We start from the raw sequence: 21037 nt of genomic DNA on the forward strand, positions 1-21037 counted from the left end.
CGCACCGTCAAGCGGTCCACCGTCCTCGCGGGCCGCCCCTGAGCTCGCCGCGCGCTCGCCCGGCCGCGGCGCAGGGGGCCGCGTCGCGCGCTTGCCCGCACGCGGCGCCTTGCCTAGCCTAGCCGCGATGCCCTCGAAGAACGACAGCTCCATCGTGTGCCCGTCGTGCGGCGCGAACAACGCCTCCGTGACGGCGAGCGGGCGCTGCATCGCGTGCGGCGCCAGGATGGGCTCGCTCGCGCCTTTCCGCGACTCCGAGCTCGACCGCCACCGCCGCTACCAGCAGGAGGGCTTCTCGATCCTGTGGTGCCTCATCGCCCTCGTCCTGCAGAGCGTGCTCACCGCGGCCCTCGTCGGCGGCCTCCCCATGATCGTGCAGCAGCTCGACTTCGAGGGGTCCAACGGGATGATCGTCGCCATCCCCGTCTGGTTCATCGGCGGCGTCCTCCTCGGCATGATCTCGCCGGGAAAGACGTTCCTCGAGCCGGTCGTCGCGTCGTTCCTCGTCGCGATCCCGACCGTCTTCTACCTCCTGCACAGCCAGACCGTCCGGACGATGCCGCTGTTCATGTACGTGATCATGGCGCTCATCGGCGTGCTCTTCACGCTGATCGGCTCCTACCTCGGCGAGCGCATCCAGATGGGCCCGCCCGCGAAGCCGGCCGACTGAGGGCGCCCAGCGTGACGACGAGGCCCGGCGCGGGTAGTGGTCGACTTCGCCCCTGAGAGAGTCCACATGAAGGCGGGAAGGCGGGAAGATCATTAATGTTTTCTTCGCGCCTTCCCGCCTTCCTGTTCAAATTTGACCACTACCCCGGCGCGACCGGCAGCGCAGGGACGGCGGGCGCAGCAGGGACGGCCGTCCGGCGGATCGCCGCAGCGAAGCGGATCGCCGCGGCGCTCGCCGCCGCCGCCCTGGTCCAGGCGGCGTCCGGGTGCGGCCGATCGGCCGAGCAGCAGGAGGCGGACGCCCTGCTGCATGCGATCGACGTCCTCCGCGACGCCCCGAGCGAGCCGCGCGAAGCGCGCGAGGCGCTGCTCGCGGAGCTCGAGCGCCAGCCCGCGTCGACGCCCCCCGCCGCGAGCGCCAAGGACACGTGCGCGCGGGCCTACCGCCTGCTGCTCGACGCGACGGCCGCCGAGGCGCGCGTCCGCGCCCTGCTCGAGGCGCCCGACGGGGCCGCCGGGCCCGGCGCGCTGGCGGATCTCGTCGCGGCGGACGCCAAGGTCAAAGAGAGCGCCGAGGTCATGCCGAGGTGCGCCGAGGCGCTCGCGATCCTCCGCCGCTCGGGCCGGCGCGAGATGTGACGGCCCGCGTCGTCCGCGGGGCCGCGTCGTCCGCGGGGCCGCGCCGGCGGGCGTCCGCGCCGGCCGAGGCGCCCGCGCCGCGCGCCCCCGGGGAGGGCGCCGGCCGCGCCCGCGCAGCGCGTCGCGCGGCGTTGAAGAGGGCAAGGGGATCCGCGCTCGCGGTCCCCTGTGCTAAGACCCGCCCTGCCATGTTCGACACGCTGACACGGGGCTTTCGTCAGGCCAGAAACCGCCTCGCCGGGCTCACGGAGCTCACCGCGGGCAACATCGACGTCGCGCTCCGCGAGGTAAGGCTCAGCCTGCTCGAGGCGGACGTCGAGATCGGGGTGGTCAAGGCGTTCCTTGCCCGGGTCAAGGAGGCCGCGCTCGGCCGCACCCTGGAGACGCGCGTGAAGCACGCCGGCGAGGTCCACCAGGTCTCGGCGAGCGACCACTTCGTCAAGATCTGCCACGACCAGCTCGAGGCGATGATGACCCACGAGGGCGACGAGATCGCCTGGGCCGACGGCGGGCCCACGGGCATCATGATGGTCGGCCTCCAGGGATCCGGGAAGACGACGAGCTGCGCGAAGCTCTCGCGCTACCTCGAGAAGCAGGGGAAGAAGCCGCTGCTCGTCGCGGCCGACATGCAGCGCCCCGCGGCCGTCGAGCAGCTCAAGGTCCTCGGCGAGTCGCTCAAGATCCCCGTGTTCAACGTGCCGGGCGAGTCGCCGGTCGCCATCTGCGCCGCGGCCCGCGGCGAGGCGAAGCGGCTCGGCCGCGACGTCATCATCTACGACACCGCCGGCCGCCTCGCGATCGACGAGCCGCTCATGCAGGAGCTCGCGCAGATCAAGGACGCGACGAAGCCGGAGAACATCTTCCTCGTGGTCGACGCGATGATCGGCCAGGACGCCGTGAAGACGGCGCGCGGCTTCAACGAGCGGCTGTCGATCGGCGGCGTCGTGCTGACGAAGCTCGACGGCGACGCCCGCGGCGGCGCGGCGCTCAGCATCAAGGAGGTGACGGGCGCGCCGGTGCTCTTCACCGGCATCGGCGAGACGACGGACAAGTTCGAGCCGTTCCGCGCCGACGGCATGGCGAGCCGCATCCTGGGCATGGGCGACGTCGTCGGCCTCATGCAGGACTTCGAGGAGGTCGTCGACCAGAAGAAGGCCGAGAAAGACGCCGCGCGGATGCTCCAGGGCGACTTCACGCTCGAGGACTTCCTCGATCAGGTGCGGATGATCCAGAAGATGGGGTCGCTGAAGGATCTCGTCGACAAGCTGCCCCTCGGCGGCATGTTCCCGGGCGGCCTGCCCCAGGACGTGAACCTCGACGACCGGGAGCTCGTCCGCATCGAGGCGATCATCCAGTCGATGACCCGCTTCGAGAAGAGCGACCCGTACGCGCTGGTCCGCGAGCCGAAGCGGGTGGAGCGCATCGCGAAGGGCTCGGGCTCGAAGTCCGAGGCGGTGAGCGAGCTCGTCCAGAAGTTCCTGTTCATGCGCCAGATGATGAGCGGCCTCGGCCAGAACATGGGCCTCATGGGCAAGATCCCCGGCATGAAGCAGATGGCCATGGCCAAGAACATGCGGGACATGCAGAAGCAGATGATGGCCGGCGGCGGCATGCCCGGGATGGGCATGCCGGGCATGGGCTTTCCGGGCATGGGCTTCCCGGGCATGGGGATGCCCGGGATGGGGATGCCGGGCATGGGCGGCTTCGCGGGCGCCGGCGCCGGGGGGCCGAACATGACGAAGATGAAGACGCTCAGCGCCTCCGAGCGCAACGCGAAGAAGGCGCAGCGCAAGCGCGAGCGCGACGCCCGCAAGAAGGGGCGCAAGTAGCGGCGGCCGCGTGCGCGGGCCCTGCTGCCGGCGGCGCGCTGTCGACGGAGCGCACGGCGCGGAAGGCGCGCACGCTCGCGCTCGTGCGCTCGCGCTGGTCGCCGTGGCCTTCGCCGCCGCGTGCTCCCGGGGCGGCGGGGGTGAGCAGGAGGCGGCGCCGTCCGGGACGACGGGTCGCGCGCCGGCGAGCAGCGGCCCGGGCGCCGGACAGATCCAGAGACGACCGCCTGCTGTCGTGAAGGAGCTCTCGGTGCGCAAGCTCGCGCCCGGCGCGGCGATCGTCATCGACGGCCGCCTCGACGAGCCGGCGTGGCAGGCGGCGGCGACGACAGGCCCGTTCGTCAACGTGGGCACGGGCCGCGAGGATCGGTCGCTGCCGACGCAGGGCGAGGCGCGGCTGCTCTGGGACGACGGGTTCCTCTACGTCGGATTCGACGTCGGCGACAGGACGATCACCGGCGGGTTCCCCGAGGGCGCGCGGGATCCGCACCTCTGGGAGCGGGACACCGTCGAGGTGATGATCGATCCGGACGGCGACGGAGATAACAAAGACTATTACGAAATCCAGATAAACCCTCAGAATCTCGTCTTCGACTCGCAGTTCGACGACTACAACGCTCCGAGGGGCGGCCCGAGCGGGCCTTTCGGCCATGAGGCGTGGAGCGCGGGCCTCGCGAGCGCGGTCGCGCTGAGAGGGACGCTCGACGACGGATCGGACGAGGACGTGGGGTACGTGGTCGAGGCGAAGATCCCGTGGCGCTCGTTCGCGAAGGCGAAGGCGGCGCCGCCGTCGCCGGGGGACGCGTGGCGGATGAACTTCTACGCCATGCAGGACAACGGCGGGGCGGCGTGGTCGCCGATCCTGGGCGAGGGGAACTTCCACAGGACGCGGCGGTTCGGGCGGGTCCGGTTCGTCGCGGCCGAAGGTGAGGCGGGCGGCGCGGGGGCGCCCGCGGCGGCGCCCTCCGCGTCGGCCGGTCCGAAGCCGGGCTACCGGGCCGATCCGCTGGACCGCTGAGCTGCGCGTCCGGCGTCTCGAGCAACAGAACAGCGAACCCCGTTGCGGCGCGAGCCCTCCGTGGAAAGGGAAGCAGAGGATGTTCACGAAGCTCGGACTCCGGAATTTCAAGTCCTGGCGTGGCGCACATGCGTTCGACCTCAGGCCGCTCACGCTGGTGCTCGGCGTCAACTCGGCCGGCAAGACGAGCCTGCTCCAGCCGCTCTTGCTCCTGAAGCAAACCATCGAGTCGCCCGACCGGCTCCTGGCGCTCAACCTGGGTGGGCAGCCCGGTGAGATGCTGGACCTCGGCAGGCTCTCCGACGTCGTCTCCGGGGGCGACGTGCGCGCCGGGCTCGGCTTCCGCCTGACGTTCGGCCCCGTGAGCATCGGGAAGGGGGCCGCGCCGCGCACGCTCGGTTCCGTGGACTACGAGGTGGAGGTTGGCGCCGCCGACGAGGAGAGTCCCTACGTGGAGCGGCTCTCGTACGCCACCGCCGAGGGCGCCTACGCCGTCGCGCGCCAGCGAGACGGCGCCTACGCGCTCTCCGCGCCGGGCGGCCCCTTGCCCGACGACCGGCGAGCTCGGCGGACCTACGAGCCCGAGCGCTCCGTCGGCTTCTCGGCCGATGCGGTCGCCGCCCTCGGCGCCGCGGGGGCGGACGCGCAGGATCTCGCGCTCGCGCTGACGCGGGAGCTCCGGCGGCTCGCCTACATCGGGCCCCACCGGAGCGTGCCCACGCGCCACTACGCGTGGACGGGGCGCTCGATAGGGCAGCTCGGATCGAGCGGCGAGCACGCGATCCCGGCGCTGATCGCGAGCCTCGTCGGCCGCCACGCCGACGGGTCCGAGCGGGGCCGCCTCGTCGAGCAGGTCTCCGCGGGGCTCGCGCGGCTCGGGGTCGCGGACAGGATGGAGATCGAGCGCCAGGCGACGACGTTCTTCCAGGTCATGATCACCTTCCAGGGCCACCGGACGAACCTGCTCGACGTCGGCTTCGGGGTCTCCCAGGTCCTGCCCGTGGTCACCGCGGCGTACTTCGCGCCCGAGGGCTCGACGGTGATCATGTCGGAGCCCGAGCTCCACCTGCACCCGCTGGCGCAATCCGCGCTCGGCGACCTGCTCGTCGAGGCCGTGCGAGAGCGCGGGGTGCAGCTCCTCGTCGAGACGCACTCGGAGCACCTCTTCCGGCGGATCCAGACGTTGATGGCCGAGGAGCGCATCACGCCGGACGAGTGCGCCATGTACTTTGCCCGGTGCAATGGAGGGGATTCGGTGCTCGAGCCGCTCGAGGTGAACGAGTACGGGCGGGTCGCGAACTGGCCCGACAAGTTCTTCGGTGACACGGTGGGCGAGGTCGAGCGACAGATGGAGCGGATGCTCGACCGCATGGAGAAGGACGAGCAACGTGGCTGATCATGTCGTCGACACCAACGTGCTCATCGTCGCGAGCGCCGCCGATCCTGCCTCGCCGTTCAAGGACACCCACGTCCCGACGAGCGAGCGGAGGGTCGTCTTCGCGTGGCTCAAGGATTTTCGCGCCGATGACGGGCGCCGTCTGATCATCGACAGGGCCCGCGGCATCCTGCGCGAGTACAGGAAGAAGCTGACGGCCCAGGACTACGGCATCGTCGTGGCGATGGAGAAGCTCCGGACGGCGGCGTTCGTCTCCGTGCAGTACGACGGCGAGTACGCCGTCGTGCCAGAGCGGCTCGCTCGCTTCGACAACTCCGACAAGAAGCTCGTGGCGGCGCACCTCGCGCACCGGGCGGAAGGCGGTCAGAGCACCATCGTGAACGCGTGCGACACCGACTGGCACGAGCACGAAGAGGCGCTCTCCGCAGAAGGGGTGATCGTGGAGCAGCTCCTCCCGGCGTGGTGCCAGAGAGAGTTCTGGCGCAAGAACCCCGAGAAGGTGCCTCCCGGCGCTCGATGATGCGCTTGCGGTGGCGCTGGCACACCGTGACCTCGTTGTTCTCCACCCGGACCATAACGTCGCTCCCCATGGGGTCGCGGTGCGTCGTGGGGCGATGCGTCGTGGGCTCGTACGAGGCGAGCTCAAGGTGGGCGTGCTTCCTGAAAGCGAAACGCTACATCAACAGCATTCGTGAGGTCCGCGGCTTCCTGAAAACGAAACGTTATATCAACAGCATTTGTGGCCCGTGATGCTGTACATTTCGCGCGGCGGGGTGGCGTCGCCGTGCAATGACACGACGCCCGCTGTCGGTAGCCTCCATGCGAGAGCGCGATCGAGCTATTGCGTCGACGCGAAAGATCATCGAGAGTCGCGACATGCAATTGCATGCCTCGGATCGTGACCCATCCCGACATGCCGGGATCGAGCGTCCGTGGGCAGGCTGGATGGAGGTTCATGCGATGACACGGTTCTTCACTCTTGTTGGAGCGATCCTTTTGGTGGCCTGCGGCGGTGCGGGGGAGGGCACCGGCGCGGAGAGCGGGACGGGCTCGGCGGGCGGAGACGATACGAGCTCGAGCGGCGAGGGGCCGACCACGTCGGGCACCACGACGACCACGACGGGCACGGGGATCGAGGACCCGACGAGCGGGTCGGGCAGCAGCACGAGCGGTTCAGGCGACGCGACCGGCTCGGGCGGCGCCGGTGGCTCCGGTGGCTCGGGCGCCGCGAGCGGCTCCGGCGGCACGGGGGGCACGGGCGGCGATGATCCGTTCGCGCACGCTCCGGTGTGCAGCAGCGACGAGCACTGGACGATGGGCGATCACGAATCGCCGCTCATGCACCCAGGCATGGCGTGCCGGACCTGTCACTCGATGAAGGAGCCGCGGGTCGCGACGCGCCTGCCGATCGTCGGCACCGTCTTCCCGACCGGGCACGAGCCCGACGACTGCCTCGGCGTCGACGGGGAGGCCGAGGACGTGGTCGTCGAGATCACGACCGCCGACGCTCGGGTGATCCAGCTGCCGGTCAACGCGTCAGGCAACTTCCTCTTCGACACCGCCCGAGATCGCACGCCCATCAAGTTCCCGATCACCGCACGGGTGGTGAAGGGCGACAAGGAGCGCAAGATGCTCACCGCGCAGATGAGCGGCGATTGCAACAGCTGCCACTCCCAGAACGGCGCCGAGGGGGCGCCCGGGCGGATCGTCGCGCCCTGACGCTTGCGCTGGCGCCCGCCGTCCGAGAGCATCTCACTCCAGCGTCCCCTCAGGGCCGGGGCGGCGCCACGCCCCTCGGGGCCGAACCATCCGGTCCCTGGGCCCAGCCCCCGGCCCAGCAAAGCCGGCGCATGCACCCCCGGCTGCGCTAAGCTCCGCGCCCTGTGCCCGTCCTCACCGCTCACGATCTCCACAAATCCTTCGGTCCGCAGACCATCCTCGACGGCGTCTCGGTCAACATCCGCACGGGCGAGCGGGTGGGCCTCGTCGGCGTCAACGGCTCCGGCAAGAGCACGCTCGCCCGCATCCTCGCCGGGGTCGAGCAGCCCGACAGCGGCACCATCGCGCGCCGCCGCGGCGCCGAGATCGGCGTCCTCTCGCAGGATCCGGTCTTCGAGCCGACCGACACCGCGCGCGACGTGGTGCTCGCCGGGCTCTCCGCCTGGCACGCCGCCAAGGCCCGCCACGACGAGGTGAGCCGGGCGCTCGCGGCCGGCTCGGGGGACGCCGAGGCGCTCCTCGCCGAGCAGGCCGAGGCCGGGGCCGACGTCGAGCGGCTCGGCGGGTGGGACATGATGCACCAGGTCGACGCCATCATCGGCCACGTCGGCGTCACCCGGCCCGACGCGCCCATGAGCGTGCTCAGCGGCGGCGACCGCAGGCGCGTCGCGCTCGCCCGCCTCCTCGTGTCGCGGCCCGCCCTCGCCGTGCTCGACGAGCCCAGCAACCACCTCGACGTCGAGACCGTCGAGTGGCTCGAGCGCTACCTCGTCGAGGAGCACCCCGGCGCGCTCCTCCTCATCACCCACGACCGCTACCTGCTCGACCGCGTGGCGGAGCGCACGCTCGAGATCGACAAGGGCAAGGTCTACAGCTACGACGGCGGCTACGAGGAGTACCTCGAGCAGAAGGCCGAGCGCCTCGCGCTCGAGGCGCGCACCGAGTCGAACCGGCAGAACTTCCTGCGCACCGAGCTCGAGTGGCTCCGGCGCCAGCCGAAGGCGCGCACGGGCAAGCAGAAGGCGCGCATCCAGCGCGCCGAGACGACCAAGAGCGCGCCGCCGCCCAAGGCGGAGCGGACCGCGCAGCTCTCGGTGGAGTCGGTGCGCACCGGCAAGACCATCCTCGAGCTGAAGAAGCTCGGCCTCGCGGTCGACGGCAAATGGCTCGTGCGCGGCCTCGACTTCTCCCTGACCAAGGGCGAGCGCGTCGGCGTCGTCGGCCGCAACGGCACGGGCAAGACCACGATGCTCCGCGCGATCCTCGGCCAGCTCGGCGCCGAAGGCGACGGCGCGGCCGCCGAGGGGCCCCGCATGGAAGGCGAGGTCGTGCTCGGAAAGAACTCGAGCGTCGCCTACTTCGACCAGCACAGGAGCGGGCTCGACCTCGACAAATCGATCTTCGAGAACATCGCGGGCTCGCACACGCGCGTCGAGGTCGGCGGCCGATCCATGGACGTGCGCAGCTACCTGGAGCGGTTCCTGTTCGATCCGAACAAGGCGCGGCAGCCGGTGGGCTCGCTCTCCGGCGGCGAGCGGGCGCGGGTCGCCCTGGCGAAGATGCTCACCCAGAGCGTCAACGTGATCATCCTCGACGAGCCCACGAACGATCTCGACGTGATGACCCTCGCCGCGCTCGAGGAGATGCTCATCGAGCTCGACGGCTCGGCGCTCGTCGTGACCCACGACCGCTGGTTCCTGAACCGGGTGGCGACCTCGATCCTCGCGTTCGAGGGCGACGGCCGGGTCGTGCGGTACGCGGGCAACTACGACGCCTACCGCGAGCAGCGCGCGAACGCCGCGCTCGAGACCGAGGCCGAGGCGCGGGCCGCGAAGGCCCAGGCGGCGGAGGCCCGGCCGGCGGCGGCGCCGGTGAAGGCGGCCGCGCGGGCCGGCGACAAGCCGAAGCTCACGTTCGCGGAGCGGACGGAGCTCGACGGCATCGTGGGGCGGATCGACGCGGCCGAGCAGAAGGTCGCCGAGCTCGAGGCGAAGCTCGCCGACCCGACGCTCTACGCGAGCCGCGGCGCGGACGTGGCGGGGCTGCTCTCGGAGCTCGAGCGCGCCAAGCAGGACGCGGCGCGCCTGGTCAGCCGCTGGGAGGAGCTCGAGACGAAGCGCGAGGCCGCCGGCAAGGCGTGACAGGGCGCGACGGAGCGCGAGGCCGCCGGCAATCGGTGAAGGGGCGCATGGGGCGATCCGCCTCGCACGAGGGCCCTTGTCGGCGCGGCGCCGCCCGGCGACCATGGCCTCATGATGACCGTGTTCGAGGTGCACCTCGCCGAGGGATCCGACGGCGCCGGCCTGCTCAGCGACGAGGTCCTGAGCGAGACAGGCGCGCAGGTGATGACGCTCCAGGAAGCCGCGCTGGTCGGCTTCCAGGGCCTCCAGGCGCTCGACGGCTCCGGCAACGTCCGGCTCATCGCCGTGCGCGCGCGCGACGCCGCCTGGATCCACCGCTGCCTGGAGACCCACGGGGCCGTCGCCGCGTTCCGGGCTCACCAGGTCGACTGAGCCACACCGCACGAGCAGCTCGACCGACCCCCCGCGCCGCCCTGGCGCGGCGTCACCCCGCGCGCGCCTTGTCCGGAATGCCGTGGATGCCAGTTCGGCCGGCCGACGCAGAGAACATGAAGTCCCGGCAAGCCCGCTGAAGCAGGCGAAGCTCGCCTCGATGAACATCGATGAGATCCGGTGTCCATCACCACGCACGCAACGCTTCCCGCGAGCCGGATCCTCACGTCTCCTGCCCGCACCAGCTCAAAGCACCAGGAGTCCGGTCACGGATCAAGAGAGAGGGTTCAACGCAAAGACGCAAAGGCGCAAAGGCGCAAAAGAAAGAACAAATGTCGGGCATTTTTGCGTCTTCGCGCCTTTGCGTCTTTGCGTTGAACTCTCTCCGCTCGGGAGGCAGATCCCTGGCAGGATTTCTGACCTGCAGTACTAGGCTCGTTCTACTGTGTCTTGTGTCACTATAAATTTACCATGTGGTTGCGTTGTTCACCGACGATGGTAACAACACCGCATGTCTCACTCCTCTCTATGTAGTCATACGCTCCTGGCGTTGTTCGCGGTCTCCGCGTTCGCGCCGGGTTGCGGCTCGGAGCGGCCGCAAGCGGGCGATACCAGGCCGCCGGGCTCCGAGCCCGGTCAGGCGGCGCCCTTCGAGAACCCCGGCGGGATGTGGATGCCGGAGCAGATGCGGCAGCACAAGGACCAGCTCAAGGCGCTCGGGCTCGAGATCGATCCCGAGTCGCTCGCCGATCCCACGGCGTCCCCGCTCGGCGCGGTGGTGAGCCTGGGCGGCTGCTCGGCCTCGTTCGTCTCGCCCGATGGGCTCATCGCCACGAACCACCACTGTTCGACCAGGGCGCTCCAGTACAACTCCACCCCGGAGCAGGACCTCCTGACGAACGGCTACCTCGCGAAATCCCGCGCCGAGGAGCGATGGGCCGGCCCCACCGCGCGCGTGCTCGTGACCCGCGCGTTCCGCGACGTCACCGCCGAGGTGCGGCGCGGCATCGAGGCCATCCAGGGCGATCTCGAGCGCTACGAGGAGATCGAGAAGCGCAAGAAGCAGCTCGTGACCGCGTGCGAGGAGGGGCGCCCCGAGCTCCGCTGCTCCATCGCCGAGTACTTCGGCGGTGGCGAGGTGTCCTTGATCGAGCAGCTCGAGATCAAGGACGTACGTATCGTCTATGTCCCGCAGGAGGCGATCGGCAACTTCGGCGGTGATATCGACAACTGGCGCTGGCCGCGCCACACCGGCGATTTCGCCTTCTTCAGGGCCTATGTCGGCAAGGACAACCGGCCGGCGGCCCACGCCGAGGACAACGTGCCTTACCGTCCGGCGCACCACCTGAAGCTCGCGTCGTCGCCGCTCCACCAGGGCGACCTGGTGATGGTCGCCGGCTACCCCGGCACGACGAACCGGCTCCGGACCGCGGCGGAGGTCGAGTCCGCGGTCTCCTGGCTGTACCCGAAGCGGGTGTCGTTCTACGAGGAGTCGGTCGCCCTCCTGGAGGAGCTCGGCAAGAACGACCCGGCCCTGCGGATCAAGGCGGAGCCGACCATCCAGGGCTACGCCAACTACCTGCTCAAGACGCGCGGCCTGCTCGACGGGCTGGTCCAGGGCGGCCTGGCCAAGGAGAAGGCCAAGCAGGAGGGCGACCTCAAGGCCTGGATCGACGCCGACCCCGAGCGCAAGGCGGCCTACGGCGGCGCGATCGAGCGGATCGCGGCGCTGCACGCCGGGCAGCTGGCGACGCGCGACCATGACGCGGCCGTGTCGGAGATCGCCTCGTCGGCGAGGCTCCTCGACGCCGCGGTCACCCTCGTGCGCATGGCGGAGGAGCGGCCGAAGGCCGACGCCGAGCGCGAGGCCGAGTACCAGCAGCGCAACTGGGAGCGCCTCGAGCAGGCGCAGGCGTCGCTGCAGAAGTCGTACGACCGCGCGATCGATCGGAGCACCTTCAAGCTGGCCACGCGGCGCGCGTTGCGGCTCGATCCGAAGGACAGGCCCGCGCTGCTCGGGACCCTCGCGGGCGGCGAGGCACAGACGGAGGCCGGCATCGCCGCGGCGATCGACGCGCTCTACGAGAAGACGGCGCTCGAGGACGCGGCGACCCGGATCCAGCTGCTCAAGACGGCGACGCTCGAGGAGCTCCGGGCGAGCCGGGATCCGATGATCCGCCTGGCGCTCGAGCTCGCGCCGGTCGACAAGGCCATCGAGGCGCGCGACAAGGCCTACGCCGGGGCGATGGCCCTCGTGAAGCCGCGCTTCGTCGAGGCGCTCCGCGCGCACCGGGGCGGCCTCCTGGCGCCCGACGCGAACGGCACGCTCCGCGTCACGTACGGCACCGTGCGGGGGTACCGCCCGGAGGCCGACAAGCCGGTGGTTCGCCCGTTCACCACCCTCAGCGAGGTCGTGAAGAAGAGCACCGGCGAGGCGCCGTTCAACACCCCGACGACCCTGCTCGAGGCCGCGCGCGAGAAGCGGTTCGGCCCGTACGTGGACAAGGACCTCGGCGAGGTGCCGGTCTGCTTCCTGAGCGATCTCGACATCACGAACGGCAACTCCGGCTCTGCCACGCTGAACGCGCGCGGTGAGCTCGTGGGCCTCGCCTTCGACGGCAACTACGAGGCGATGGCGTCCGACTGGCTGTTCATGCCGTCGATCACCCGGACCATCCACGTCGATCACCGCTACATGGAGTGGGTGATGGACGCGGTGTCGGGCGCGGACGCCGTGCTGAAGGAGATGGGCGGCAAGCCGGCCATCGACTGAGCGCGACGCAACCTCGAGAGCACGATCGCGAGGACGCCGGCGCGGGTCACGCGCCGGCGTCGTCGGACGACACCCGCACCTCTCCCCCGGCCACCGTCCAGAGGATCGACGTGCAGCTCCGCCCGAACGCCCTGTCGTGCGTGACGAGGAGCAGCGCGCCCGGGTAGTCGGCGAGGGCGCGCTCCAGCCGCTCGATCGAGGGCAGGTCGAGGTGGTTGGTCGGCTCGTCCAGCACGAGCGCCCACGCGTGTTGCCCGAGGCCCAGCGCGATCATCAGCTTGCGCGCCTCGCCGGGCGACGGCCGCGCCGACCCGAGCAGCGGCCCCGGCTCCACCCCGAGCGCGGCCACCAGCGACATCACCCGCCCGCGCTCCTCCGGAGGGAGGCGCCGCGCCCTCGCGAGGAGCGCCTGCTGCTCTGCCTCGCCGAGCTCCTGCGGCACATGGAGCACCTTGTCCGCCGGCACGCGCGCGCCGGCGAGCAGCGCGTTCACCAGCGTCGTCTTGCCAGCGCCGTTCGGGCCCGCGATCCGGATGCGGTCCTCGCGGCCGACCGAGAGCCGCACGTCCCGCAGCAGCGTCCGCCCCTCGCCCTCGCCGCCGGCGTGGATCCGGGGCGCGTCGAGCACGAACAGCCACGGCGCGGGCGATCGCTCGTAGTCGACGAACACGCTGCGGCCCACCGCCTTCTCGAGCTCGAGCTCTCCCGCCTCGGCCGACACCTTCTCGAGCTTGCGCCGGGTCACGCCGACGTTGCGCGACAGCCGCGCTTCGGCCGACGACACGCGGAAGTCCGCGAGCAGGCCCCGGGCGTCGCTGTCGCGCGGGCCCTTCATCCGCCGCTTCGTGCTCCGGTCCGCGTCGGCCGAGGCCTGCGCCCGCCGCTCGTCGCCGAGGCGGCGCCGGAGCTGCCGCTCCTCGGCGCGCAGCCGCTGGTGCGCCTCCTCGCGCCCGCGCGCCTCGGCCTCCCAGAGCGCTTTTGCCGCGCTGTACCCGCCGGGATAGAGCCTGGCCGCGGCCCGCTCGACCCGGATCGTGCCGGTGGTCAGCGCGTCGAGGAGCTCGCGATCGTGCGAGACGCACGCCCCGAGCCCCTGGAACCCCGCGAGCGCGCTGGCGAGCAGCGCCCGCGCGTCCGCGTCGATGTGGTTCGTCGGCTCGTCGAGCAGGAGCAGGTCCGGCGCCGCGGCGAGCGCCGCGCCGATCTGCCACCGCTTGCGCTCGCCGGGCGACAGCGTGGCCCAGCGCCCGAGCTCCGCCGGATCCAGCAAGAGCTCGCCGCGCAACCTGCGCGCGGCGCCGTCCTCGGCGTCGGCCAGCGCATGGATGGCCGCGTCGGCGTGCTCCACGGCCTGCGGGCAAACCGCGACGGTCGCGCCCCGCGGATCGAGCCGCAAGCTCCCCGCCTCGGGCGCGAGCTCGCCGGCGAAGAGCCGGAGGAGCGTCGTCTTGCCGGCGCCGTTCGGCCCGACGATCCCGTACCACCCGGGCGTCAGGCTCAGATCGACGTCCGCGAGGATCGTGGACGCGTCGGAATAAGAGAAGGAGAGGCGCTGCGCGCGCAACAACGACATACGAGCTCCTGAATCCAGAGGGCCACATGGCCCGGTCACGGGACGGGCAGGCTGCCTCGCGCGGCCAGGGAGCAGGGATGCCACCTGTCGCGCTCGCGACCTGCGACGGAGACCGATTCAGGAGCTGATCTTCACCGGAGCACTCTCCTCTTGCGTCAGCCGTGCTCTCTAACAGACGGTCGAGGCCCACGCAATCGGCGCGGTCACGCCGCCAGGAAGCCGCCGTCGACCGGGATCGCGCCGCCGGTCACGTAGCCCGCGCCCTCGGAGCACAGCCACAGCGCGGCGGCGGCGATCTCGTCCTCGGTGGCCATCCGCGCCATCGGATGCTGCGCGACCAGCGCCTGCACCAGCTCGGGCGCGAACGCCTCCGCCTGTTGCATGGCGGGCGTGCGGGTGACGCCGGCGCAGAGGGCGTTCACGCGGATCCCGAGCGGCGCCACCTCGAGCGCCACCGAGCGCGTCATCCCGAGGACCGCGTGCTTGGACGCGACGTAGGCGTGGTGCGCCGGCTTCCCGGCGACGCCGTAGATGGAGCCCATGTTGACGATGGCGCCCCCGCCCGACGCCAGCATGGCCGGGATCTCGTGCCGCATGGCCAGCCAGATCCCGCGGGCGTTGGTCGCCATGACGTCGTCCCACACCGCCTGATCGGCGCGCTCGAGGCGGGCCATGTCGCCCCCGACGCCCGCGCAATTCGCCGCGAAATCGAGCCGCTCGAAGCGCCTCATCGTCTCTTCCACGGCGCGCTTCATCGAGGCGTCGTCCCGCACGTCGGCCTGGACGAACAGCGCCGGCGCGCCCTCTCGCTCGAGCGCGGCGCAGGCCCGCTGTCCGGCGTCGCCGTCGCGCGCGGCGACGGCGACGCGCGCCCCTCCTCGCGCGAACGCGCGCGCTGTCGCGAGGCCGATGCCCGAGGTGCCCCCGGTGATGAACGCGACGCGTCCGGCGAAGTCGTAGGTGATCATGAAGCTCCCTTTCCTGGTGGAATCACGCGGTGCTCGCGCCGAGGCCGCGCTGGATGAACTGGACCGCCTGCTGGGCGAGGCGACGGCGGCGCTTCGGGCCGAGCTGCTTTCGCAGCGCGTCGGAGGCCAGCACGTCGTGGAGCTCGGCCCCGAGCTCCTGGAGCACCGCGTCGGTCAGCCCGGGGCCGATGACGGCGGCGACCAGCCGGGTCGCCACCTCGAGGCTCGTGTCGGTGGAACGGACGGCGCCGCTCGCGATGCCCTCCGCGAGCAGGGCCCGGAGCTCCGCGGCGCCGGCCTCGCAGATGGCCTTGTGGAGGCCGCGGACCTCGGCCGTCGCCGTGGGGTCGGCGGCCGCGGCGGACAGGCGGGCGAGGCGCGGGTGCTCCACGAGGAACGCCATGCCGCGCTCGATGTGGACCTCCAGGCGAGCCCAGAAGTCCCCCTCCAGGCACGCGGCGCCGAGGAACGCGCGCTTCTGCCGCGGCACCTCCTCGGTCAGGAGCCACCGGTAGAGATCGAGCTTGTCCTCGAAGTACTGATAGAAGCTCCCCTTGGGGATGCGGGCGCGGCGCGCGATCTGCGAGAGCGAGGCCTCGGCGTACGGGCGATCCGCGAACTCGGCGATCGCCTCGCGCACGAGGCGGCCCCGCCGCTCCTCGGGCAACCCAAAGAACGTGCTCTTCGGCATGCGACCGGTCAGTCATATGACCGGTCGGTCGCATCGTCAAGCGGTGGACCATGGTGCCGGGCGGTCCGTCTTCCGGAGATGTTAGATTCCTCACCTGCGGTGGCTGTCAGCGCACCGAGGCGGAGCGCCGCTCGCTCCGCGCCGCTGGCCTCTCGCCATCGTGGGGTCCCCGCCCCCAGCGCGACGCCCGTGCCCGAGGGATTGGGGCGGGGGTCGGCACGCCGCGGGGGAGGGGTGGCCCCCAGAAAAAGACTTCTCCGCCGGAGAGGGCTGCCAACATCAGCACCCCAGGGCCTTGATGGAAGAATGCGTGCCGGGACGATGGCTCTGCCATTCCAGCAGGACCGATTCCATCCGGCGCCATGCGCATCCGGCCCTCGTCCTGCTGTCTCCGGTTGGGTCGGCTGCCGCAAGGGACGATTGCCGATGGTCGTGATCCCGCGACGCCCGCTGTATGGGATCGACATCGCGGTGCCGTGAAAGCGCTCCGATAGAGCCAGGCGTCCATTTTGCATGTAGGTCCTGTGGCCTCATGCAATCCTGCTTCGCTGCAAAGCAAATATCACCGCCGTTGGATTACGGCCGCTTCAGCATTTCTGGGAGATGGCGCTCCTGGTGGACCCGACGCTCGCGTCCGGCGTCATTTTTTGCTGCTGCGGTCCGTTTCTGGGGCTCGTTCCCTCCGCGGAGCCGCGCAGCGAGATCGGCCAACCGGACTTCACGAATGAAACCCGAACCTGCCGCAAATTTCATTGCTGCACAGCATGGACGAAATCGGGTGGATAGCGCGTGGGGCTCCGGCGGCGATCGCGACGCTTCGCGGCCGAGCGCTGTTGCAGTACTACCAAAATGACAGCAGTCATATCGGATGAGTTCACTGCGAACGCTTGGCGGCGTTCGCTGGTCGCGTCTGAGGTCGCGAGGAGCGAGCCTGCGGGGGGCCAGGTGTCGACCGGCGCCTCCAGCCGCGTGAGCGTCGCGACGTGCCTTCGCGAATGACAAAAATCATTGCGCATTCGGTTGTGGACGATGATATCGTCCCGCGAAATGGAGGAATATTGGCGCATCATTGGACGCGCGTAACGGTGAAACACCCACCTGTATGGCTACGGAGAGGGGCCGATAGCTCGCTTGCTTCGCTCGGGCACTCGAGCGAGCGCTCATCGACGCCTTGACGCCGAGCGCATGAGCGCGCTGGTGAAGGGAGAGCCCGGCATCGGGAAAACCTCGAATGCTCGCGTCGTTCGGCCTCCACTCTCCTAGTTTAAACCCCAATTGCTCTACTGACGTGGTTCAACGCACCGCCGCTGACGTCGCGCGGTTGAAGCGCATCCCGCGCAGTCGGACGGTGCGCCCGCTGGCCGCGTGAAGAACTCATCGACCGGTGCAACCGCTCGCCAACATCTTCCTGCACCCGGCATGACGGTGCATCTGCAGGTTCCCCCCTACCCGCGGGGCAGCCGCGCTGTCCGGTCGATCGTGCAGGCGCTCCTGCGATTGAGGCCGCGTTGCACTCGGGTCTCACGGATCGCTGCGCGAGGATCCACTATCGCCTTCCCGTCGAGCCGGCGACGGTCAACGCCATGAGCGAGCAGAGGGATTCTGGATGGCGTCTACGGAGGCCACGATCTCTCCCTGCGCGATGCACTCATGGCCTTGCGCGGCGCGACCTCAAGCTCGCCGTGCCGCAGCGTCGAGTCCCCGCGTACACATCATTGCAATGAGATCCTAGGTGCTTCCGCATAGCTGTAATTGAATGCACGGTGAAGTCATGGAAGCGCGCCGGCATCACGTCATGCAATCGTACCGTGTCGTATTGTCTTGCATAATGTGGGCGGAACGCTAAGGTGGGGACGTTGAAGGTCCTCTGACGAGCCTCCGCACTCGCTGTGATGGAGGTACGGGATACCGCGCGTGCAGCGAACGGCTAGGCGTATGCCATGCGTCGGATCGCGGCATTGGTATGCCTTTGGAGCGACCGATTGCGTGTTCGATTTGTCGCTCGCTGCTGACGCTGCAATGGAATCGAGCGGTCTTCCGCCGGTAACCGGGTACGGCTGCACGGCGCGACGTGTCAGTTGTCATGTGTGATTCGCGTCACCTTGATGAACTGGTCTACGTCCTCACGTAAGGTGCGCTGGACTGATTGACCTGATGGTCATTCTATCTGCGATGGCCCCGTAGAGGCGACGAAAAGGCCATGACATATCCCACGATTTGTTCGGGAGGCTTCCTGCGTTGCGGGGATCACTCACGAAAAATTCGACGGTCGTGAACTGTTGTGCTCGCAGCCTGACGAGCGCAGCGCCTTAAGAGGGGGGAGAACGAGCACACGAACAAATGTCCCCATATCGGACGGATGTGATGAATCTGGCCATCAGACTGCCACGACATCCCGGCTGCCACACCGGGGAGAGCGTCGCGCCAGGCGCTGCCGACTGGAGCGCGAGCTCGATCGACGCTCCCCAGGCCCTGCTGAATCAGGACTCCTGCGCAGATGGGAGGCCCTGCACGCTCATCGGCAAGGGCGATCTGGGAGCGTGCGCGTACCACGAGGGGTCGTATGCAACCTCGTGATATCAGGATCGGTCTGTACTATCCCACGAGCTGGCGGGTGCAGCTGCGCTACGGGCATGATGCGTTGCTCGACAGGACGGCGGCCTGGGCAATCCAGCAAGGTGTAGTGCAGCCGGACTCGCCGGCCCACCGAAGCCTGAAGCGCATGCGCTCGGATCTCGCTACGGTGCTGGCGTATCCGGCGGCGACGGGGAACGTAGCGCAGTTTATCAGCGATTTCATCGGCTGGTACCTGCTGCTGGATGATACGATGGAGTCGCTGATTCACCCGACTGCGAAGCCGTCCGTGCTTCCGGCGCGCTTCGACGAGTACCTGAGCGCGCTGGCCGAGCCGGACATTTCGAGGGAGCCCACGCAGGACAGGCTTCTCCATGGCGCGCTGGACCTAGCCGTACGCTTGCGCGCGCTCAGCAGCGTGGCCTGGAGATCTCGGTTCTGCGAGTCGATGCGTACCTACTTCTATTGCGGCGTGCTCGCCGAGATCGAGCATCGCACCGCCGGGACCTATCCGAGATTGAGGGACTACGTGGAGCTCCGAGTCGACTCATCTGGCTCTTACCCGATCTTCGATCTGATCGAGGTCGCCTCCGGCCATGAGCTGCCAGCCGCGATCGCGGCGCACCCCGCGATGCGGGAGCTGCGCAAAGCCGCAGCCGTCGTCATATCGTGGGCGAACGATATCCTGTCATTTCACAAGGAGCGAGGGCGCCCGTATGCGCTGAACGTCCCGGCGCTGCTGATGCACCACAGCGGAATGAGCGAAGAGGAGGCGCTGCATACCGCGGTGTTCATGCACAACGACGAAGTGCGACGTTACATATCCATCAAGCAAAGGATGCTCGGGTGGACAGGCGCCGATGGCGTCACCGTGCGCGCATGGCTGCACCACCTCGAGATCGTGATGCGTGGGCTGCTGGAGTGGCAACTTCTGGCAGCGCGGTACACCTACGGCCGGACCCTCGACCTGCGCATCGTCGGGGATCCCAAGGTCGAACAGGTCATGGCGTTGTAGCCAGGGATCGGTCCTGCCGGCGCGCCGGCGGGACCATCGGACACGCCTCGGGGCGGTCTCGAGGTCGCTCGCTACATGCAACGCCGAGCTCCGAGGCTCCAGTCGACCCGGATTCGTGAGTGTCACCAAGGCGATGAGCGCATCAGGTACATCGAATCAGCAAAGGCATTAACATGAATTATACGAACGTGTTCGAGCCAGCTAGCGCGATTCCTCTAACGCCTCCACTCCGTGACCAACCATCGACGCGCCAAGAGCACTCCGGTGACCATACCTCGCGTGCACGGTGGCCTGCGGCCTTGCGGCGGATCAGCCGCCCTTGCGCGCAACGCGAGGATCATCCGGTTGCTCCAGGCGGAGTTCCCGTTCTAGGTCACCTCCCGCTGCTCTACCTGGATGCGACAGGGCTCTTCCGTCGCAGCCAGGCGACGGTCGGACCGGTCTTCTGGGTTGACCTCGGCTTCGGCCGCGAGCGGCTCTTTTGCATGGGGCTGGAGAGCCTCGAACTCCTGCGCTCTCCCTCGGTCAGCAATGACGGCGCATACAGCGATCTAGACGAGATGGCAGGCCGGTCTCTGCTCACGACCGATGGCGCGCCGCACCGCCACATGCGTGCCGCCTTGAGCCCGTCTTTGTCGCTTCACGGGCTCTCAATCTCCGAGCTCACCGTGCCGCTGGCGTCGCTGATCGAGGCGCGTATCGATAGGTGGCTGTCGCGTGGCTCTGTCGACGTGCTGCCGCAAATGAAGGATCTGACGCTTGAGATTATCCTCCGGATCTCTGGCGCGCCCGTCGATCGCTTGCAAGACTGGAAGGTGGCTTACCGTGATTTCGCGCTCGGTCTCTTTCCCGTGCCGGGCCACCTGCCGGGGCTGCCGCGCTATCGCTCGGCTCGAGCTCGGATGTGGCTCGACGCCGAGCTTGCGCGGCTCATCGCCCGGGCACGCCACGGTCACGCGGAGGGCGGTGTACTGAGCGGGCTGGTGAACGCTCGCGACGAAAGCGGTGAACCGCTCTCGACCGACGAGCTGGTCGACAACCTGCGCGCCATGCTCCTGGCGGGGCATGAAACGTCCGCCTCGGTCCTGGCGTGGATGCTCTTCCTGTTGGCGCGCCGACCCGCGCTATGGGACGCGCTCGTGGACGAGTATGAAGCTCAGCCGGACAGTTCCCTGCCAGCGTCGCCGAAGGAGTTGCGCAGCTTTCCCGTCGCTGAAGCCATATTCCGTGAGACGCTTCGGATGCATGCGCCGGTGTGGTTCATACTTCGTACAGCCGTGAACGACGTCGTGAGCTCAGGTCGTCACATCAAGGCCGGTACTCCGCTCGCGATCAGCCCGGCCGCCCTCGGGCGTGATCCGAATGTCTTCTCCGATCCCGATCGTTTCGATCTCGGGCGCTGGATGGGTCGAGCCAAAGCCCCCACGCCGTTGGAGCTCTCGCCGTTCGGCGGTGGTTCGCATTTCTGCCTGGGCTACGGGCTTGCGCTCTTCGAGGCGGTCTGCCTGCTGGTCGCACTAGCGCGCGGGTGCAAGAAGAGGGGGCTGCGACCGGCGCACCGGGGGGCAGAGCCCCGCCCTCTCTACTTTCCGCTAGCGCACCCCTGGTCAACTTCACACGTGCAGTTCGAGCGCGCGTAGCGCGGAAGCGCATTTGAGCT

The 21037-nt window shown here is 69.5% G+C and carries 16 protein-coding genes; 12 read left to right on the top strand and 4 right to left on the bottom strand.

Annotation, left to right across the window (positions count from 1 at the left end):
* The first annotated feature begins 127 nt into the window (after window positions 1-127).
* From WMF27_RS43290 to WMF27_RS43335, 10 genes are all read left to right on the top strand, one after another.
* Entirely contained in the window at window positions 128-670 is a 543-nt protein-coding gene (locus WMF27_RS43290; protein ID WP_044967211.1) for a hypothetical protein, read from the top strand.
* A 95-nt stretch (window positions 671-765) separates the two neighbouring features.
* Complete coding sequence (locus WMF27_RS43295) at window positions 766-1308, top strand: hypothetical protein (RefSeq protein WP_437763020.1); 543 nt, start codon at window positions 766-768, stop codon at window positions 1306-1308.
* Between the two features lie 188 nt (window positions 1309-1496).
* On the top strand, window positions 1497-3137 hold the full coding sequence (gene ffh, locus WMF27_RS43300) for a signal recognition particle protein (RefSeq protein WP_437763019.1): 1641 nt from the start codon (window positions 1497-1499) through the stop codon (window positions 3135-3137).
* A gap of 103 nt (window positions 3138-3240) precedes the next feature.
* Window positions 3241-4155 carry a carbohydrate-binding family 9-like protein gene (locus tag WMF27_RS43305; RefSeq protein WP_437763018.1) on the top strand — a complete coding sequence of 305 codons (915 nt, stop codon included), beginning with the start codon at window positions 3241-3243 and terminating at the stop codon, window positions 4153-4155.
* 79 nt (window positions 4156-4234) lie between these two features.
* Complete coding sequence (locus WMF27_RS43310; RefSeq protein WP_437763017.1) at window positions 4235-5551, top strand: DUF3696 domain-containing protein; 1317 nt, start codon at window positions 4235-4237, stop codon at window positions 5549-5551.
* Window positions 5544-6071, top strand: a complete 528-nt coding sequence (locus WMF27_RS43315) for a hypothetical protein (RefSeq protein WP_437763016.1) — start codon at window positions 5544-5546, stop codon at window positions 6069-6071. Before WMF27_RS43310 ends, WMF27_RS43315 begins: the two co-directional genes overlap by 8 nt.
* A 440-nt stretch (window positions 6072-6511) precedes the next feature.
* The gene (locus WMF27_RS43320) at window positions 6512-7270 is read left to right on the top strand and encodes a hypothetical protein (RefSeq protein WP_437763015.1); all 759 of its coding nucleotides are present in this window, start codon (window positions 6512-6514) and stop codon (window positions 7268-7270) included.
* Between the two features lie 164 nt (window positions 7271-7434).
* The gene (locus WMF27_RS43325) at window positions 7435-9411 is read left to right on the top strand and encodes an ABC-F family ATP-binding cassette domain-containing protein (protein WP_437763014.1); all 1977 of its coding nucleotides are present in this window, start codon (window positions 7435-7437) and stop codon (window positions 9409-9411) included.
* 111 nt (window positions 9412-9522) lie between these two features.
* The gene (locus WMF27_RS43330; RefSeq protein WP_437296350.1) at window positions 9523-9783 is read left to right on the top strand and encodes a hypothetical protein; all 261 of its coding nucleotides are present in this window, start codon (window positions 9523-9525) and stop codon (window positions 9781-9783) included.
* Between the two features lie 550 nt (window positions 9784-10333).
* Window positions 10334-12556, top strand: a complete 2223-nt coding sequence (locus tag WMF27_RS43335; RefSeq protein ID WP_437763013.1) for a S46 family peptidase — start codon at window positions 10334-10336, stop codon at window positions 12554-12556.
* A gap of 46 nt (window positions 12557-12602) precedes the next feature.
* Here WMF27_RS43335 and WMF27_RS43340 read toward each other — a convergent pair whose 3' ends face one another.
* From WMF27_RS43340 to WMF27_RS43355, 4 genes are all read right to left on the bottom strand, one after another.
* Window positions 12603-14129, bottom strand: coding sequence for an ATP-binding cassette domain-containing protein (locus WMF27_RS43340; protein ID WP_437763012.1), 1527 nt, complete (start codon window positions 14127-14129; stop codon window positions 12603-12605).
* Window positions 14130-14332: 203 nt separating this feature from the next.
* Window positions 14333-15097: an SDR family NAD(P)-dependent oxidoreductase gene (locus tag WMF27_RS43345; protein WP_437763011.1), complete on the bottom strand. Its 765-nt coding sequence runs from the start codon at window positions 15095-15097 to the stop codon at window positions 14333-14335.
* Between the two features lie 22 nt (window positions 15098-15119).
* Window positions 15120-15788: a TetR/AcrR family transcriptional regulator gene (locus tag WMF27_RS43350; RefSeq protein ID WP_437763010.1), complete on the bottom strand. Its 669-nt coding sequence runs from the start codon at window positions 15786-15788 to the stop codon at window positions 15120-15122.
* A 749-nt stretch (window positions 15789-16537) separates the two neighbouring features.
* On the bottom strand, window positions 16538-16858 hold the full coding sequence (locus tag WMF27_RS43355) for a hypothetical protein (RefSeq protein ID WP_437763009.1): 321 nt from the start codon (window positions 16856-16858) through the stop codon (window positions 16538-16540).
* Between the two features lie 1493 nt (window positions 16859-18351).
* Between WMF27_RS43355 and WMF27_RS43360 the strand changes: the two genes are divergently transcribed.
* Window positions 18352-19377 (top strand): terpene synthase family protein, encoded by a 1026-nt coding sequence (locus WMF27_RS43360; RefSeq protein WP_437763008.1) that lies wholly within the window; start codon window positions 18352-18354, stop codon window positions 19375-19377.
* Between the two features lie 299 nt (window positions 19378-19676).
* Window positions 19677-21017, top strand: coding sequence for a cytochrome P450 (locus WMF27_RS43365; protein WP_437763007.1), 1341 nt, complete (start codon window positions 19677-19679; stop codon window positions 21015-21017).
* Window positions 21018-21037: the final 20 nt, after the last annotated feature.

Origin of the sequence: Sorangium sp. So ce281 (assembly GCF_051527395.1) — a bacterium.
GTDB classification, from domain to species: domain Bacteria; phylum Myxococcota_A; class Polyangia; order Polyangiales; family Polyangiaceae; genus Sorangium; species Sorangium cellulosum_B.

What these genes read in the sequence shown, in the direction of transcription:
- WMF27_RS43290 (WP_044967211.1), top strand. Translation starts at nt 128, where the DNA reads ATGCCCTCGAAGAACGACAGCTCCATCGTGTGCCCGTCGTGCGGCGCG.
- WMF27_RS43295 (WP_437763020.1), top strand. Translation starts at nt 766, where the DNA reads ATGTTTTCTTCGCGCCTTCCCGCCTTCCTGTTCAAATTTGACCACTAC.
- ffh (WP_437763019.1), top strand. Translation starts at nt 1,497, where the DNA reads ATGTTCGACACGCTGACACGGGGCTTTCGTCAGGCCAGAAACCGCCTC.
- WMF27_RS43310 (WP_437763017.1), top strand. Translation starts at nt 4,235, where the DNA reads ATGTTCACGAAGCTCGGACTCCGGAATTTCAAGTCCTGGCGTGGCGCA.
- WMF27_RS43320 (WP_437763015.1), top strand. Translation starts at nt 6,512, where the DNA reads ATGACACGGTTCTTCACTCTTGTTGGAGCGATCCTTTTGGTGGCCTGC.
- WMF27_RS43330 (WP_437296350.1), top strand. Translation starts at nt 9,523, where the DNA reads ATGATGACCGTGTTCGAGGTGCACCTCGCCGAGGGATCCGACGGCGCC.
- WMF27_RS43340 (WP_437763012.1), bottom strand. Translation starts at nt 14,129, where the DNA reads ATGTCGTTGTTGCGCGCGCAGCGCCTCTCCTTCTCTTATTCCGACGCG.
- WMF27_RS43345 (WP_437763011.1), bottom strand. Translation starts at nt 15,097, where the DNA reads ATGATCACCTACGACTTCGCCGGACGCGTCGCGTTCATCACCGGGGGC.
- WMF27_RS43350 (WP_437763010.1), bottom strand. Translation starts at nt 15,788, where the DNA reads ATGCCGAAGAGCACGTTCTTTGGGTTGCCCGAGGAGCGGCGGGGCCGC.
- WMF27_RS43355 (WP_437763009.1), bottom strand. Translation starts at nt 16,858, where the DNA reads ATGATGCGCCAATATTCCTCCATTTCGCGGGACGATATCATCGTCCAC.
- WMF27_RS43360 (WP_437763008.1), top strand. Translation starts at nt 18,352, where the DNA reads ATGCAACCTCGTGATATCAGGATCGGTCTGTACTATCCCACGAGCTGG.